The sequence below is a fragment of the Janthinobacterium lividum genome (assembly GCF_011601275.1).
In the GTDB taxonomy this organism is placed as follows: domain Bacteria; phylum Pseudomonadota; class Gammaproteobacteria; order Burkholderiales; family Burkholderiaceae_D; genus Janthinobacterium; species Janthinobacterium lividum_E.
Genome location: NZ_JAAOLY010000032.1, coordinates 22834 through 39578 on the forward strand (window position 1 = coordinate 22834; position 16745 = coordinate 39578).

The window sequence follows — 16745 nt, forward strand, 5'->3', positions numbered from 1 at the left end:
CTCCTTGCCTATGCCTGGCTGCTGGTGCTTTCCGGCAACGGCGTCACCGTGGGCAGGCGCAGCAGGAACGTCGCGCCCTGCCCCAAGGTGCTACTGACCGTGATGGTGCCGCCAAACTGCTTGGCGATCAAGTTGAACACGATATTCAAGCCCAGTCCCGTGCCGCCCTGCCCGCGCCGCGTGGTGACAAACGGATCGAACACGCGGTCGAGCATGTCGGGCGCGATGCCGCGGCCGTTGTCGCGCACCTGCATGGCGATCGCGTCGCCGTCGCGGCGCACGCCGATATGGATGTTGCCGGCCGTGTCCGCATCGAAGGCGTGCTCGACGCAGTTCAACACCAGGTTGGTCAACACCTGCGCCAGCGCGCCCGGATAGCTGTCGAGCATGATGTCAGGCGGGCAATCGATATCGATGCTGATGCGCGTCTTTTTCAGGGTCGGCTGCAGACTCGAAATCACCTCGCCGATATAGTCGCGCAATTCGAACAAACGGCGCGCCTCGCTGACCTGGTCGACGGCGATCTGCTTGAAGCTGTGGATCAGGTGTGCGGCCCGGTAGGCATTGTTCATGATCAGCCGCGCGCTTTCGCCGGCCGTTTCCAGGTAGCGCACGATGTCGGTCTTTTTCACGCTGCCGCCGGCCACGGCCGCGCTGATGTCATCGGTGGCTTCCTTCAGCACCGAGGCGCTGGTCAGGGCGATGCCGACAGGGGTATTGATTTCGTGCGCCACGCCGGCCACCAGGCTGCCCAGCGAAGCCAGGCGTTCCGATTGCAGCAACGATTCCTGCGCCCGGCGCAGCTCGTCCATGGCCTGCGCCGTTGCCTGCTGCGAGCGGCGCGCCATGTCTTCCGCCTCGCGGCTGCCCTCGATGATGGACTTGAGCTTGCGTTGCACGGCATTGAAGCCGCGGATCACGTCGCCCAGTTCGTCGCGCCGGTTTTCCGGCAGCTCTTCGACCTCATCGCTGCCGCGCGTGGCCAGGTCGAACAAGCCGTCGCGCAACTGTTTCAGCGGTTCGAAGACGATGCGCAGGCTCAGCGCCAGGGCACCCACGAGGATGATGTCAAGCAGCAACACTTCCAGCACCTTGCGCCGCACTTCGGCGTGCAGGGCCGCATCGATCTGCGCGCGGCTGAAATTGACGATGACCTTGCCGACGATCACCGGCTTGCCGCCCGTGGCCGCCGCCACGGCGTCGCGGAACACCAGCGGCGCCTCGACGGGCGTGCCGCCCATGGCCACGTCGGCGCTCAAAGGCACCAGAGTGCCGCCCGCGTCGCGCACTTCGCCCGCGAACAGACCGACGGACGCGTCATAGACGCGGATGCCGACCAGTTCCGGCGGCAGCATTTCGGCCGCGACGATGCTGTCGACCTTGGATTTGTCGAGGTCCCACAGGGCCGAAGGCAAGCTCGTCTGCAGGCGCGTGAGCACACCGCTGCGCAGGCGCGCGCTGCCCGATTCGAGTTCCTTGCTCAAGGTATATTGTGTATAGCTGCCGGAAATGCCCAGCACCAAGGTGACGATCACGACAAAAAGCAGGGTCAGCCGGACTTGGATACTCACCATCAATCAACACTCCCCGGGCCAGGCCAGCCGCCGGCCCGCGGCGCGGGCGCAGATACGTCGGCAATGCAAGGGCCTGAATCAAATGTACGGTATGACATGCTTATTGGCAAGATTTACAGTATTCCCACTTTCGATAGGGACTTTGATGCAGGTTGAGACATTGCGTCATGGCAATGGTAATATCCCGCAATCATCTAAGGAGTCGTCATGGCGGTCACGCATCAACATCTACCCCTGGAACAAGTTCGTCCTGGCATGATCTTGTCGGATGTCTTGCTCGATGCGCATGGACAAGTGCTGTTGCCGCAAGGGGCGGTATTGACGGAAAACATGCTGGCCCTGATGCCCCGCCACAACATCGATATGTTGCCGATCCAGGCGCCGCCCCCTTCGCCCGAAGAAATCGCCGCGCAGCAGGCGGCCGACAGCGAACGGCTGGCTTACCTGTTCCGCAAGCATGATCCCGACGATCCCCTGGATGCGGCCACCACCTTGCTGCGCAGCTATGTCACGGCTTACCGCCTGGGCACGGGAGAGGCCGCATGAGCACCCAGCTGACGCTCGACGATATCGCCGCCCACCTCGATGACCTGCCCTCGCTCCCCGCCGTCGTCATGGAGTTGCTCAACAGCATCGACCAGGAAGATGTCGATATTTCTGTGCTGGCCAAAAAAGTGTCGTACGACCAGGCGCTGACAGCGAAAACCCTGCGCCTGGCCAATTCATCCCACTATGGCTTGCAAGTGAAGGCCACCACCATCCAGCAGGCGATCACCTACCTGGGCTTCCAGACGACGCGCAGCCTGATCACGTCGGCCGCCATCACCGGTTGCTTCCCGGAAGGTCTCTGCCCCGGTTTCGACGACAAGGCCTTCTGGCGCCATTCGGTGGCGACGGCCGCCTGCGCCAAGGTGCTGGCGCGGCAGATCCGCTTCAACCAGGATTACGCATTCACGGCCGGCTTGCTGCACAACATCGGCCGCCTGGTGCTGGTCAGTAGCTTTCCCGTCCACTACGCGCAAGTCATCGCGCACCAGGCCGCGCACGATTGCAGCCTGCTCGAAGCGGAGCAAACGGTACTGGGCGTGGACCACGTGCAGGCGGGCGTGGCCCTGGCCGAACACTGGAATTTTTCCGACACCATGTGCCTGGCGCTGGGCAACTACCTGCAGCCGGAAGCGCCGGGGGCAGGCTTTCTCGCCTCGCTGATCCACGTGGCCAACGCGATTGTTTGCGCGCTCGACCTGGCGCAGGCGGGCGACGACATGGTGCCGCGCGTCTCGTCGGTGGCCTGGGATGCGCTGGGCCTGGGCGAAGACGCGTATCTGCAGCTGTTCCGCGAAACGGAGCTGCGCTACGACGAAATCACCTCGGCACTGCTGAGCTAAACAAAGCCGCAAACGCAAACGGCTCTCGCTGCGAAGCGAAAGCCGTTAGGGGTATTACGGTACGTCCATGCTGCCCGGTCCACGCCAGCCTGTTGCCGCCAGCAGCTACGCAAGCGGCACGGTCAGCGTACAACCACCACATCAGTGCGCGTAATTCGATTCTTGCGCATCGCCGCGGTCTTCCGCTTTTGGACGGCCCTGGGCGTCGGACAGACGATACTTGGTGCGGCGGTCGCCCATCAAGTCGCGCAGGTCACGGATGCTCATGCCCGTCACTTCGTGCATGCGGATCAGCAGCGAGGCGCCGACCGGCAAGCGGTGGTGGCGGATCTTGCTGATGACCGGTGGCGCCACTTCAAGCAGACGCGACAGGGCTGCATCGTTCTTCAGCTGCATCTTGCTCAGCAGAATATCCAGCAGGTGGTTCGGGTTGTAACTCTCTTGCGATGCTAATGCATGATGTGCCATGATTTTTCCTCGTCTGGTGAATGTAGAAAATAATGCCGATACGAACTTAAGGCTGGCTTAGAGTGTTTAAATAAACGTCTTTCCATCGGACTCTGCCCTCCCCCGCCCTTTCCTTATCGCACTGCCCGCACAGGACTCGCACAGCCACGCCCAGCCAACATACGCAACTTGCCGCGTGAGTAAAAGCACTGCAACCCACCAAAAATGAATTGCATATAAGGCAATATACTAGCCCAAACACGCGGCATCTGCGCCTCGCGCAAACTTCCTGATTGTTAAATATCAATCAATCTGCTGGTTGGCTTGGCAACGATGCTATTTCAACACATTAGGATGCCAGCGGGCGCACACAAGGCTTTGCAGCAACTTGTTACAAATCAATGGTGCCGTACAGAAATAAATGCTTTTGAGCATCGCGATAAATGGCGCAATATGCAGGCGGCAATCTTGTCGGCAAGATCAGCACGACATGGCCCGTGCCGGCGATTTACGCTAAACTATGGCCTGAACTTGCAGCGAGCCTGCCACCGGGCAGCCAGAGGCGCCCGGCCGGTCATCCACCGCGCTCCGCCCTGAGCGGCCCCCTGCGCTGCAGCATCCTGCCCACCCATCCTGTTTGCCGCCACATTTACCGATAAGCGCCCGACTCCATGCAGAAAAAAGTATTCATTAAAACCTTCGGCTGCCAGATGAACGAGTACGACTCGGACAAGATGGCCGACGTGCTGGGCGCCTCCGATGGCCTGGTGCGCACCGACACGCCGGAAGACGCCGATGTGATCCTGCTCAACACCTGCTCCGTGCGCGAAAAGGCGCAGGAAAAAGTGTTTTCCGACCTGGGCCGCCTGCGCGAGCTGAAACTGGCCAAGCCGCACCTGTTGATCGGCGTGGGCGGCTGCGTGGCCTCGCAGGAAGGCGACGCCATCGTCAAGCGCGCGCCGTATGTCGACATGGTCTTCGGCCCGCAAACCCTGCACCGCCTGCCGCAGATGATCGAACTGCGCCGCTCCAGCGGCGATGCGCAAGTGGACATCAGCTTCCCGGAAATCGAAAAGTTCGACCACATGCCGCCGGCCAAGGTGGAAGGCGCTTCGGCGTTCGTCTCCATAATGGAAGGCTGCAGCAAATACTGCAGCTACTGCGTCGTGCCCTACACGCGCGGCGAGGAAGTGTCGCGCCGCTTCGAGGACGTGCTGACGGAAGTGGCGGGCCTGGCCGCCCAGGGCGTCAAGGAAATCACCCTGCTAGGGCAAAACGTGAACGCCTACCGGGGCGCGATGGAAGGCGGTGAGATCGCCGACTTCGCCCTGCTGCTCGAATACGTGGCCGATATCCCCGGCATCGAACGCATGCGCTTCGTCACCAGCCACCCGAAGGAATTCACGCAGCGCCTGATCGACGCCTACGCGAAGATCCCGCAACTGGTCGACCATTTATATCTGCCGGCGCAGCACGGCTCCGACAAGATCCTCGGCGCCATGAAACGCGGCTACACGGGCCTCGAATACAAGTCCATCATCCGCCGCATCCGCGCCGTGCGCCCGAACATGGCCATTTCGTCCGACTTCATCGTGGGATTTCCTGGCGAGACGCAGGCCGACTTCGACGCCATGATGAAGCTGATCGCCGACGTCGGTTTCGACAACAGCTACAGCTTCATCTTCAGCAAGCGCCCCGGCACGCCGGCCGCCAGCCTGGAAGACGACACGCCGCACGAGGTGAAACTGGCCCGGCTGCAGCAACTGCAGGCGGCCATCGACGCCAACACGCGCAAGTACAGCCTGGCCATGGTGGGCACGGTGCAAACCATCCTCGTCGAAGGCCGTTCGAAGAAGGACACCGATGACAGTGAGCTGCAAGGCCGCACGGAGAACAACCGCGTGGTCAATTTCGACGCCGGCCCGGACGCGCTGGAGCTGGTCGGCCAGCTGGTCGACGTGCGCATCACCGAAAGCCATTCCTACACCCTGCGCGGCGAACTCGTCGCCAGCGCACCCGCATTGAAAAGAGCCAGTTGAAAACCAAAGCCCCGATACAGCCGCATTACTTCATCCCCGAGCCGCTGGACAACACGCGCCTGGCGCACCTGTGCGGACCGCTCGATGAAAACCTGCGCCAGATTTCCGCCGCCCTCGACGTGACGATCTTCCGCCGCGGTGAGAAATTCATCGTCGGCGGCAGCAATGCCGAACGCGCCGTGGAAATCCTCGAGCAGTTCTACGCCATCGCCAACAAGGTCGTGCCGCTGGAAGAAGTGCAGCTGGCCCTGGTGGAACAGCGCGCGGGCCTGTCCGCCGCGTCGGAACACCACGCCAACGCGCTCGCCAGCACCTTCGTCGAGCCGGACATCGCCAGCCCCATGCTGAAAACCCGGCGCTCCGACCTGCGCGGACGCACGCCGCACCAGATCGCCTATTTGCGCGACATCCTCGAACACGACATCAGCTTCGGCGTCGGTCCGGCCGGCACGGGCAAGACGTATCTCGCCGTCGCCTGCGCCGTCGATGCGCTCGAAAGGGATGCCGTCAAGCGCATCATTTTGACGCGCCCCGCCGTCGAAGCGGGCGAGCGCCTGGGCTTTTTGCCGGGCGACCTGGCGCAAAAGGTCGACCCCTACCTGCGTCCCCTGTACGACGCGCTGTACGATCTGCTGGGCTTCGACCGCACGCAGAAGCTGTTTGAAAAACAGGTGATCGAGATCGCCCCGCTGGCCTATATGCGCGGACGCACGCTGAATCACGCCTTCGTCATCCTCGATGAAGCGCAGAACACCACCGTCGAACAGATGAAAATGTTCTTGACGCGCATCGGTTTTGGCAGCAAGGCCGTGGTGACGGGCGACGTGACGCAAGTCGACCTGCACAAAAGCCAGACGAGCGGCTTGATCGACGCCGTGCACGTGTTGAAAGACGTGCGCGGCATCGGCTTCACGCAATTTAACAGCACCGACGTGGTGCGCCATCCGCTCGTGGCGCGCATCGTCGACGCGTATGAAACGGCGCAGGCGGCCAGTGCCGACGCCGCCCACCTGCCCTCCTTATTGAAACCAGCTGCCGCCAAAAATGTCCGAAAAAAATAAACTGTCCCTGTCCGTGCAATACCCGGATGCCCGCCTGGAAACCCTGATCACGCGCCCGAAAGTGCGCCGCTGGGTCAAGGCGGCCCTCTTCGCCCCCGCCGAATTCACGATCCGGTTCGTCGACGCGGAGGAAGGCCGCACCCTGAACCGCGACTACCGCGAAAAGGACTACGCCACCAACGTGCTGACCTTCGCCTACAACGAGGGCGAAGAGTTGAATGACGACGAGCCGACGCGCGCCGACATCATCCTGTGCACGGACGTGCTGGAAAAGGAAGCGGCGGAACAGAAGAAGAGCGTGGAAGAGCACACGGCCCATTTGATCGTGCACGGCGTACTGCATGCGCAGGGCTACGACCACATGGATGACGAGGAAGCGGCCGAGATGGAGGGTCTGGAGACAGAGATACTGGCCAAACTCGGCATCGCCGACCCGTACGCGGACCAGAAGTAATGGCAAAGCCGGCATATGCCGGCTTTTTTACGCTATCACCACGCGCTGTAATTGGCCGGCAGCCAGCGGTAGCCATCTCCCTTGTCATCCATGGCGATATGGCCGATACCGGGAAAGCTCAGGTGCGCCGCGCCGACCCAGTAACCGTTTTTCGCCGCATCGGCCATCTCGCCGGCGCGCTGCACTTTCGCCGCTGCCGCATCGACATCGAAACGGATGGTGGTGCCGGGATGCGGAAACTGCACCGCGCCCGCATGCAGCATGTCACCGAGCAGCAGCAGTTTCTGTCCGCCGCTTTCGACCGCATAGTAGCTGTGACCAGGCGTATGGCCATGGGCCGCCACGGCGCGAATGCCGGGCACGATCTCGGCGCCGCCCTGGAACGGGGTCAGCTTGCCCGCCGCCACATACGGCGCCAGCATGGCCTGTGCCTCGTCAAAACCGTGGCGCTGGCCTTCGGCGGCACCGGCCTGGTTTGCCCGGTTCAGCCAGAAATCGCTGTCGTGACGATCCACATACACTTGCGCGTTCGGGAACAGCCGCTGGCCATCCTGCGATAGGCCGCCCGAATGGTCGGCATGGATATGCGTGAGCAGCACCGCGTCGATCTGTTCGGGCGCGTAGCCGGCATTGTGCAAGCTGCGCTGCAAGCGGCCCGCCTGCGCCCCCAGCGGCTGGCCGAACAGATCGCCCGCGCCCGTATCGACCAGCACCAGCTGCTTGCCGGTATTGATCAGGAAGGCATTGATCGAGGTCTCCGCCATTGGCTGCAAGTGTGCCTCGCGCAGGCTGGCGGCCAGTGTGGCCGGCTTGATCTCGGTCAGCAGCTTGTCGAGCGGGATGGTGACGGTGCCGTCGGACAGGGCCGTGACCTGGAACTGACCCAGCATCATGCGATAGATGCCGGGCGCCGGCGTCTGGTCAAATGGCGCGGCGGCCAGCGCCGCGTGGGATAACGTCAAGCCGGCAAGCAGCGCGGCCAGGGGTTGGATGGCAAACATGGAATCTCTTTCAAAAAGGGTGATACGGCAGTAGACTCCTTTCCGACACATAAATGAAATTGATTATTTGAATTGGAGCCATCCAAATGCTGGATATCCGTGGCGTCGACCTGCCCCTGCTGGTATCGCTCGACGTGCTGCTGGAAGAAAAACACGTGACGCGCGCGGCCGCGCGCTTGCACCTGAGCCAGCCCGCCATGTCGGCCCAGTTGGCCCGCCTGCGCAGCCTTTTCGACGACGCCCTGCTGGTGCCGGCCGATTCCGGGCGTGGCATGCTGGCCACGCCGCGCGCGCTTCAATTGCAGGCGCCGCTACGTACGGCGCTGGCGATGCTGGGGCAAGCCGTGCGCCGCGATGCGCCGCCGTTCGATCCGCGCACGGCCGAGCGCACCTTTCATATCGCCGGCAACGACAACGCCGTGCTGATGCTGATGCTGCCGGTGGTGCAACAGGTGGCGTCGTTCGGCGGGCCAGGCTTGAAGCTGGCCTTCCGCACGCCCGAACCGGCACAACTGGCCGGGCAGATGGAACGCGGCGAGATCGACCTGCTGGTCGGTGGCAGCCGCTTTGTCCCCGCCACCCTGCACAAAAGCCCGGTACTGCTGGTCGAGCACCGCATGGCGCAGCGCAAGGGCCATCCGCGCGGCACCGGGCAGCTTGACCTGGACAGCTATTGCGCGCTGCGCCATATCGTCGTCTCAACCAACGGCAGCTTCCATGCCTTCATGGATGAACAACTGGCGCAGCAAGGCCGCACGCGCAGCGTACCGATCGCCGTGGCCCAGTACAATCTGGTGCCGCCTATGCTGGCGGCCACGGATCTGGTCTGCACGCTGCCGTCACGCTTCCTGGAGCGCTTTGCAGGCCAGCTCGACACGTTTGATTTGCCATTGAGCGTGCCGGCCCTGGATCTGTCGCTGGCCTGGCATCCGCGCAGCGAGCACGATACGGGTTTGCGCTGGCTGCGCGAACAGGTGGTGGCCAGCAGCCAGGGCATGCCACAATAGCGCCATCGCACAACTACGCAAGGACAACTATGGGCACCTGGGCTACTGACGCCTTCGGCAACGACTACGCCATGGATTGGGCGCAGGACTTGCACGAATATAAAACCCTGGAACTGGTCGAGACCACGCTCGACAACGTTATCGACAGCACGGAAAGCGAACTGGAAGCGCCATTCGCCGCCGAGGCGCTGGCCGCGCTGGAAGTGATCGCGCGCCTGCAGGGCCAGCCTGGCGAAGGCGAGGACGATCCTGCCACCCAAGAAGTGGATGAGTGGGTGGCCGCCTGCAAGAAGAAGGTCACGCCGCCGCTGCTGGAAAAAGCGCGCCTGGCCTTCGAGCGCATCACGGCCGAAACGTCGGAACTGCGCCAGCTGTGGCAGGACAGCGAGCATTTCGCCGACTGGCAGGCCGACGTGGCGGCCTTGCGCGCGCGCGTGCTGGGCCCGGAAGCGGCGTAAAACATCGCGCAACGGCGCACTTCGACGTATTAAATTTGCATCAAAAGCGGGGAAATCCGGTATCGCCCCACTTTTGGTGTATCCTATATCCCTTCGCAACAACGGCTCACGCCTCCTATGCCCGAGCACCCTAGTGGCGTCAGAACTGACGTCAAGCCCCACCGGTCACTGTTTGAACGCCTGACCGCACTCATTTCCCCCGAGCCAGAGAACCGTGCAGAATTGCTCGAAGTTCTACACGATGCGCATGAACGCAAGCTGATCGACGCCGACGCCCTGTCGATGATCGAAGGCGTGTTCCAGGTATCGGATCTCTGCGCGCGCGACATCATGATTCCCCGTTCGCAAATGGATGTCATCGACATCAGCAAGCCGATCGAGGAATGGATGCCGGAAGTCCTGTCCACCGCCCACTCGCGCTTTCCCGCGATCGAAGGCGAACGCGACAAGGTCATCGGCATCCTGCTGGCGAAAGACTTGCTGCGTTATTACGCAGAAGAAACTTTCGATGTCCGCGACATGCTGCGCCCCGCCATCTTCATCCCCGAATCGAAACGCCTGAATGTGCTGCTGCGCGATTTCCGCGCCAACCACAATCACATGGCCATCGTCGTCGATGAATACAGCGGCGTCGCCGGCCTGATCACCATCGAAGACGTGCTGGAACAGATCGTCGGCGATATCGAGGACGAATACGACTTCGACGAAGCCGAGGACAACATCCTCTCGCTCAAGGAAGGCCAGTTCGGCCCCCGCTGGCGCGTCAAGGCGCTGACCGAGATCGAGCAGTTCAACGAAGAAGTGGGCAGCCACCTGGTGGACGACGACGTCGACACCATCGGCGGCCTGGTCTCGAAGTACCTGGGCCGCATGGCGCACAAGGGCGATATTTTCGACCTTGGCAATCTGCGTTTCGAGGTACTGCGCGCCGATGCGCGCCAGGTGCACGTGCTGCTCGTCGAGCGCCTGCCCAACGTGCCTGAACTGGAACTCTGACATGCGCGTGCTGTAAATGCGTTTCAGACGCGTCGATCCCAACGCCCCCGCCAAACCGCCCCGCAGCACGTGGGCGCGCATGCTGACTGCCGCCATCGCCGGCGCCGTCGCGGTGCTGGCGTTCGCCCCTTTCGGTTACTGGCCCTTGCAAATCATCAGCCTGGGCGTGCTGTTCTACCAGGTACTGCGTGCATCGAACGTCAAGGCCGGCGCGCTGATCGGCTGGGCCTACGGCTTCGGCTGGTGCGCGGCCGGCACGCACTGGCTGTACATCTCCATGCACCGCTATGGCGACATGGCCGCACCGATCGCCGCCATCGCCGTGGCCCTGCTGGCCCTCTTGATGGCCATCTACGTGGCCCTGGCCATGGGCGCGGCCGCCTGGCTGCGCCAGCGCTGGGTGCTGTCCCTGCCCGCCATGACCTTGCTGGTGCTGCCCGCCACGTGGACCCTGTTCGAATGGACGCGCGGCGGGCTGTTTACGGGTTTCCCGTGGCTGGCCACCGGCTACGCCCACAATACCAGCCCGCTGGGCGGCTTTGCCCCCATCGTCGGCGCGTATGGCCTGGGCTGGCTGGCGGCCCTGTCCGCAGGCGCCCTACTCTTGCTCACGCACCGCACGCGCTGGAGCGCGCTGGGCGGCGTCATCGCCCTGTACGCGGCCGGCATCGGCTTGCAGTACGTGAACTGGACCCACCCTGTCGGACGCCCGATCACGGTGCGCCTGTTGCAGGGGAACGTACCGCAGCAGCAGAAATTCGATCCCGGCTTCGTGCTGGGCGCCCTGCAGATGTACCAGAGCGCCATCACCAGCGCGCCGGCCGACCTGATCGCCACGCCGGAAACGGCCGTCACCGTGCTGCCGCACCAGCTGCCACCCGGCTATCTGGATAGCCTGGCGACGTATTCGCAGCAGACGGGCAGCGCGATCCTGGTCGGCATGCCCGTGCTCGACGAGCAGCAGCGCTTCTACAATGCGGCCGTGGGGATCACGCCCAACGGCGCGCCGGGACCGTACTACCAGTACCGCAAGCATCATCTGGTGCCGTTCGGCGAATTCGTGCCGCCCGGCCTGCACTGGTTTGTCGCCATGATGGCCATCCCGCTGGGCGACATGGGCCGCGGCGCCGACGTCCAGGCGCCGCTGCAGGTACGCGACCAGCTGGTGCTGCCGAATATCTGCTACGAAGACTTGTTTGGCGAGGAAATCGCCGGCCAGCTGGCCAGCGCCCACCGCAATGGCAAGCAGTCGGCGTCCGTGCTGCTCAATATCTCGAACCTGGCCTGGTTCGGCGACTCGATCGCCATCCCGCAGCATCTGCAGATTTCGCAGATGCGCAGCCTGGAAACGGGCCGCCCGATGCTGCGCTCGACGAACACGGGCGCCACCGCCGTCATCGACGGCAAGGGCGTCGTGCAAAGCCTGCTGCCGCCGGAACAGCAAGCCACCCTGGCGGCCAAGGTGCAAGGCATGGGCGGCATGACGCCATACATTCTGTACGGCAACAAACTGGTGCTGGCCCTGGCCGCGCTGGCCCTGCTGACGGCCTTCCTGCTGTCGCGCGCCGCCCGCCGTGGCCGCGCCGCGCAGCAATAAGCGGCCGATATTGCCCGAAGAGTCACAGTGGGCCCGTAAAAACCGCTAAAATTAGCAAAACCCCGGCCCGGACGCGCTGCCAAGCATGCGTCCGGGCTTCAAGCAAACCTTAACAAAGCGCAGCCTCCCGCGCGGCGAACTCATACGATGCTCACATTTCAACAAATTATCCTGACCTTGCAAACCTATTGGGACAAGCAAGGTTGCGCCCTGCTCCAGCCTTACGACATGGAAGTCGGCGCCGGCACCTTCCACACCGGCACCTTCCTGCGCGCGATCGGCCCGGAACCTTGGCGCGCAGCGTATGTGCAGCCTTCGCGCCGCCCGAAAGATGGCCGCTATGGCGAAAACCCGAACCGCATGCAGCACTACTACCAGTACCAGGTGGTGTTGAAGCCGGCGCCGGAAAACATCCTCGACCTGTATCTGGGTTCGCTGGCCGCGCTGGGCCTGGACTTGAAGCAGAATGACGTGCGCTTCGTCGAAGACGACTGGGAAAGCCCGACCCTGGGCGCCTGGGGCCTGGGCTGGGAAGTCTGGCTGAACGGCATGGAAGTGACGCAGTTCACCTACTTCCAGCAAGTGGGCGGCCTCGATTGCAAGCCCGTGCTGGGCGAGATCACCTACGGCATCGAACGCCTGGCCATGTATCTGCAAGGCGTGGAAAACGTGTACGACCTGGTGTGGACCGAGTGGGAAGAGAACGGCACCGCGAAGAAACTGACCTACGGCGACGTCTTCCACCAGAACGAGGTGGAGCAATCGACCTACAACTTCGAGCACGCGAATACGGACCTGCTGTTCGAACAGTTCGGCAACTACGAAGCGGAAGCCAAGCGCCTGATCGAGCTGCAACTGACCCTGCCCGCCTACGAGAAAATCATGAAGGCGTCGCACAGCTTCAATATGCTCGATGCGCGCGGCGCCATCTCGGTGACGGAACGCGCCGCCTACATCGGCCGCGTGCGCACCCTGTCGCGCCTGGTGGCGCAAGCGTATTACGACTCGCGCGAGCGCCTCGGTTTTCCGATGCTGCCCGCCGCAGACCAACCCGCCGCCGCTTGATCGCCTAGCTCATACACCGCCGTACCAGACAAGAACACCATGAACCAAACACTGCTCATCGAACTGCTGACCGAAGAACTGCCGCCGAAAGCGCTGGCCAAACTGGGCGCCGCCTTCACGTCCGGCATCGTCAACGGCCTGAAAGCGCGCGACTTCCTCGAAGCCGACAGCGTCGCCACCAGCTACGCCTCGCCGCGCCGCCTGGCCGTCTCCATCACCAACGTGCGCGAAGTCTCGCCCGATAAATCGATCCGCGAAAAAGTCCTGCCCGTCTCCGTGGCGCTGGACGCGAACGGCAACGGCACGCCGCCGCTGGCCAAGAAACTGGCCGCGCTGGGCTTCCCCGACCTGACGGTGGCCGAGCTGGAACGCGCCGCTGACGGCAAGGCTGAAAGCTTCTTCTACACCTACACGGCGCCAGGCAGCCAGCTCGCCGCCGGCGCGCAAGCGGCCTTGACCGAGTCGGCCGCCAAGCTGCCGATACCAAAACTGATGAGCTATCAGCGCCCGGACGGCACCACCGTGCAATTCGTGCGCCCGGCCCACAGCCTGATCGCCCTGCACGGCATCAATATCCTGCCCCTGACCCTGCTGGGTTTGACGGCCGGCCGCGCCACCCTGGGCCACCGTTTCCTGACCGATGGCGAACCGATCACCATCGCGCACGCGGAAAACTATGCGCCGTCCCTGATACTCAACGCCAGCGTCATCGCCAGCAACGAGGAGCGCAAGGAACGCATCCGCGCCCAACTGCTGGACAAGGCTGGCGCCGACCAGGTCTTGATGCCCGAAGCGCTGCTCGACGAAGTGACGGCCCTGGTCGAATGGCCGGTCGTGTATGAATGCCACTTCGAGGAAGAATTCCTGGCCGTGCCGCAGGAATGCCTGATCCTCACCATGCAAACAAACCAGAAATATTTTGCGCTGACGGACAGCGAAGGCAAGCTGCGCTCGCGCTTCCTGATCGTCTCGAACATCGAGACGGACACGCCCGAGCACATCATCGGCGGCAACGAGCGCGTCGTGCGCCCGCGCCTGTCCGACGCCAAGTTCTTCTTCGAGCAGGACAAGAAGAAAACGCTGGCATCGCGTTTGCCGCTGCTGGCCAACGTCGTGTACCACAACAAGCTGGGCACGCAAGCTGCGCGCACAGAGCGCGTCAAGTCGCTGGCAGGCGCCATCGCCGCCAAGTTGAAATATGACGTAGCCCTGGCCGAACGCGGCGCCCTGCTGGCCAAGGCCGATCTGCTGACCGACATGGTCGGCGAATTCCCCGAACTGCAAGGCATCATGGGTACGTATTACGCGCGCCATGACGGCGAAGCGGAAGAAGTGGCGCTGGCCGCCTCCGAACACTACCAGCCGCGCTTTGCCGGCGACAGCCTGCCGTCCACCGCCACCGGCACCGCCGTGGCCCTGGCCGACAAGCTGGAAACCCTGGTCGGCATCTGGGCCATCGGCCTGGCGCCAACGGGCGACAAGGATCCGTTCGCGCTGCGCCGCCACGCGCTGGGCGTGCTGCGCATGCTGCTGGAAAAACGTCTGCCGCTGTCCATCTCAGGCTTGCTGGCGGACGCCGCCGCGCAATTTTCCGCCGTTCCCGGCTTCAAGGACCCGGTGGCGGACGTGACCACCTTCATGCTGGACCGCCTGCGCGGCATCCTGCGTGAGCGCGGTTTCTCGCCGAATGAAATCGAAGCCGTCGTGGCGCAAAACCCCGACCGCCTGGACGACATCGTGCAGCGCCTGGAAGCCGTGCAGGCGTTTGCCGCCCTGCCGGAAAGCGCCTCTCTGGCAGCGGCCAACAAGCGCATCACGAATATCCTGAAAAAGAACGAGGAAGCCGTGAGCCAGGTCGCCGCCGGCGGCGTCAACGTGGCGCTGCTGCAGGACGAAGCGGAGAAAGAACTGGCCGCCGCCGTCTCGCGCGTGCAGCCGGAAGTCGACGCGGCCTTTGCCAAGGGCGACTTCACCAGCACCCTGCAAACGCTGGCGCAGCTGCGCGACGACGTCGATGGCTTCTTTAATGACGTGATGGTGATGGCCGAGGATGTCGCCCTGCGCAACAACCGCCTGGCCTTGCTGTCGTCCCTGCACGGCATGATGAACCGCGTGGCCGACATTTCCAAGCTGGCGGCATAATGGGTACTCCGGCGCTGAAACTGATTATTCTCGACCGCGATGGCGTCATTAATCATGACTCGCCGGACTTCATCAAGTCGCCGGCCGAATGGCTGCCGATCCCCGGCTCGCTCGAAGCGATAGCCCGCCTGAACCAGGCCGGCTATCGCGTCGTCATCGCCTCGAACCAGTCGGGCATCGCGCGCGAATACTTCGACATGACGGTGCTGAACGCGATCCACCAGAAGATGCACACGCTGGCGCAGCAGGTGGGCGCCGATATCGACGCCATCTTCTTTTGCCCGCATGCGGGCGCGGACAATTGCGACTGCCGCAAGCCGAAACCGGGCATGTTCCATGAAATTTCGCAGCGCTACAACACCAGCCTGAAAGGCGTGCCGACTGTTGGCGATTCGCTGCGCGACCTGCAGGCCGGTTTCATCAGCGGCTGCGTGCCCTACCTGGTATTGACGGGCAAGGGCGAAAAAACCAACGAGACGGGTGGCCTGCCGCCGGGTACCCAGGTCTTCCCCGACCTGGCCGCCGTCGTCAGCCACCTGCTCAAGGCGCCAGTCGCACCGGCGCCCACCGTGGCATTCAGTATCTAATCTTCGGAGAACCGCATTGCGTAATATTTCCCTGTTCCTGCGATCCCTGCTGTTCATGATCATCATGATCGTGGCCACTATCGTCTGGGCCTGCGTGTGCTTTTTTGCCGCGCCATTGAGCTACAACAAGCGTTATTGGGTCACCTCGCGCTGGAACGTGTTTATCCTGTGGTGCGCCAAGGTCATTTGCGGCATCCGCTATGAAGTCAAGGGCGCCGAGAACTTCCCCGACGCGCCGGCCATCGTGCTCTCAAAACACCAGTCGGCATGGGAAACCATCTTCTTGCTTCCCAGCCTGCCACGCCCGCTCGTGTATGTATTCAAGAAGGAGATTTTGTACATCCCCTTTTTCGGCTGGGCCATGGCGCTGCTGCGCATGATCCCCATCGACCGCAAGCAGGGCAAGCATGCGTTCAAGAGCGTCGTCGCACATGGCAAGCGCCGCCTGGCCGATGGCCAATGGATTATCATGTTCCCTGAAGGGACCCGCATTCCCGTGGGCCAGGCGGGCAAGTACAAGAGCGGCGGCACGCGTCTGGCGATTGCCACGGGCGCCGTGGTGGTGCCGATTGCGCACAATTCAGGCGAGTGCTGGCCCAAGCAGTCATTCCTCAAACGCCCGGGACTGATCACCGTCTCGATAGGCAAACCGATTTCGCCGGAAGGGCAAACCCCGGACAGCATGATGCAACAGGTGGAAAATTGGATAGAATCAGAAATGCGCGTCATTTCGCCTCACGCCTACAACGCTGGCTAGACGGCATCAGCGCGGTCATCCAGGAGCCGACACTGCGCCAGCAGATGAAGACCATCAAGGTCGGCGACCAGCAACTGGATTTGTTCGCGCATGACGTCTCGACCAGCACGCCCCCGGCGGTGCGCCCCACGGCACCGCCAGCGCCGCCCGTGGCGCCACCGGTAGTAGCACC

Annotated in this window: 16 protein-coding genes; 13 read left to right on the plus strand and 3 right to left on the minus strand. The window is 63.1% G+C overall.

The genetic code is table 11. The features are described from left to right. Positions 1–8: 8 nt before the first annotated feature. A complete protein-coding gene (locus GYK42_RS27730) occupies positions 9–1574 on the minus strand; it encodes a sensor histidine kinase (RefSeq protein WP_166450114.1) in 1566 nt (521 codons plus the stop codon). Positions 1575–1781: 207 nt separating this feature from the next. On the opposite strand from GYK42_RS27730, the gene GYK42_RS27735 reads away from it, so the two are divergent. Further along, positions 1782–2120 carry a hypothetical protein gene (locus GYK42_RS27735; RefSeq protein WP_046684193.1) on the plus strand — a complete coding sequence of 113 codons (339 nt, stop codon included), beginning with the start codon at positions 1782–1784 and terminating at the stop codon, positions 2118–2120. Continuing rightward, positions 2117–2962, plus strand: a complete 846-nt coding sequence (locus GYK42_RS27740) for an HDOD domain-containing protein (protein WP_166450115.1) — start codon at positions 2117–2119, stop codon at positions 2960–2962. The genes GYK42_RS27735 and GYK42_RS27740 overlap by 4 nt, the downstream gene beginning before the upstream one ends. Before the next feature lie 141 nt (positions 2963–3103). Here GYK42_RS27740 and GYK42_RS27745 read toward each other — a convergent pair whose 3' ends face one another. Continuing rightward, positions 3104–3430, minus strand: a complete 327-nt coding sequence (locus GYK42_RS27745) for a hypothetical protein (RefSeq protein WP_034746769.1) — start codon at positions 3428–3430, stop codon at positions 3104–3106. Between the two features lie 650 nt (positions 3431–4080). Between GYK42_RS27745 and miaB the strand changes: the two genes are divergently transcribed. Genes miaB through ybeY form a run of 3 tightly spaced genes read left to right on the plus strand, consistent with a single transcriptional unit; the run spans position 4081 to position 6963 of the window. Continuing rightward, positions 4081–5448: a tRNA (N6-isopentenyl adenosine(37)-C2)-methylthiotransferase MiaB gene (gene miaB, locus GYK42_RS27750; protein WP_166450116.1), complete on the plus strand. Its 1368-nt coding sequence runs from the start codon at positions 4081–4083 to the stop codon at positions 5446–5448. Beyond that, positions 5445–6509 carry a PhoH family protein gene (locus GYK42_RS27755; RefSeq protein ID WP_166450117.1) on the plus strand — a complete coding sequence of 355 codons (1065 nt, stop codon included), beginning with the start codon at positions 5445–5447 and terminating at the stop codon, positions 6507–6509. Before miaB ends, GYK42_RS27755 begins: the two co-directional genes overlap by 4 nt. After that, positions 6493–6963: an rRNA maturation RNase YbeY gene (gene ybeY, locus GYK42_RS27760; RefSeq protein WP_166450118.1), complete on the plus strand. Its 471-nt coding sequence runs from the start codon at positions 6493–6495 to the stop codon at positions 6961–6963. The genes GYK42_RS27755 and ybeY overlap by 17 nt, the downstream gene beginning before the upstream one ends. Positions 6964–6998: 35 nt before the next feature. Here the strand turns inward: ybeY and GYK42_RS27765 are convergent, their stop codons facing one another. After that, positions 6999–7964 (minus strand): MBL fold metallo-hydrolase, encoded by a 966-nt coding sequence (locus tag GYK42_RS27765; protein WP_166450119.1) that lies wholly within the window; start codon positions 7962–7964, stop codon positions 6999–7001. Positions 7965–8050: 86 nt separating this feature from the next. On the opposite strand from GYK42_RS27765, the gene GYK42_RS27770 reads away from it, so the two are divergent. The 8 genes from GYK42_RS27770 (at position 8051) to GYK42_RS27805 (ending at position 16573) form a co-directional block, all read left to right on the plus strand. Continuing rightward, positions 8051–8971 (plus strand): LysR family transcriptional regulator, encoded by a 921-nt coding sequence (locus GYK42_RS27770; protein ID WP_166450120.1) that lies wholly within the window; start codon positions 8051–8053, stop codon positions 8969–8971. A gap of 29 nt (positions 8972–9000) precedes the next feature. After that, positions 9001–9429 (plus strand): DUF4259 domain-containing protein, encoded by a 429-nt coding sequence (locus GYK42_RS27775; RefSeq protein WP_166450121.1) that lies wholly within the window; start codon positions 9001–9003, stop codon positions 9427–9429. Positions 9430–9546: 117 nt separating this feature from the next. Then, positions 9547–10425 (plus strand): HlyC/CorC family transporter, encoded by an 879-nt coding sequence (locus tag GYK42_RS27780; RefSeq protein WP_034746750.1) that lies wholly within the window; start codon positions 9547–9549, stop codon positions 10423–10425. A 16-nt stretch (positions 10426–10441) separates the two neighbouring features. Further along, positions 10442–12022, plus strand: a complete 1581-nt coding sequence (lnt, locus tag GYK42_RS27785) for an apolipoprotein N-acyltransferase (protein WP_240943900.1) — start codon at positions 10442–10444, stop codon at positions 12020–12022. A 147-nt stretch (positions 12023–12169) separates the two neighbouring features. After that, entirely contained in the window at positions 12170–13087 is a 918-nt protein-coding gene (glyQ, locus tag GYK42_RS27790) for a glycine--tRNA ligase subunit alpha (RefSeq protein WP_166450122.1), read from the plus strand. A gap of 39 nt (positions 13088–13126) precedes the next feature. Further along, positions 13127–15229, plus strand: coding sequence for a glycine--tRNA ligase subunit beta (glyS, locus tag GYK42_RS27795; protein WP_166450123.1), 2103 nt, complete (start codon positions 13127–13129; stop codon positions 15227–15229). Continuing rightward, complete coding sequence (gene gmhB / locus GYK42_RS27800) at positions 15229–15816, plus strand: D-glycero-beta-D-manno-heptose 1,7-bisphosphate 7-phosphatase (RefSeq protein ID WP_166450124.1); 588 nt, start codon at positions 15229–15231, stop codon at positions 15814–15816. The genes glyS and gmhB overlap by 1 nt, the downstream gene beginning before the upstream one ends. 16 nt (positions 15817–15832) lie before the next feature. Then, on the plus strand, positions 15833–16573 hold the full coding sequence (locus tag GYK42_RS27805) for a lysophospholipid acyltransferase family protein (protein ID WP_034746739.1): 741 nt from the start codon (positions 15833–15835) through the stop codon (positions 16571–16573). The last annotated feature ends 172 nt before the right edge of the window (positions 16574–16745 follow it).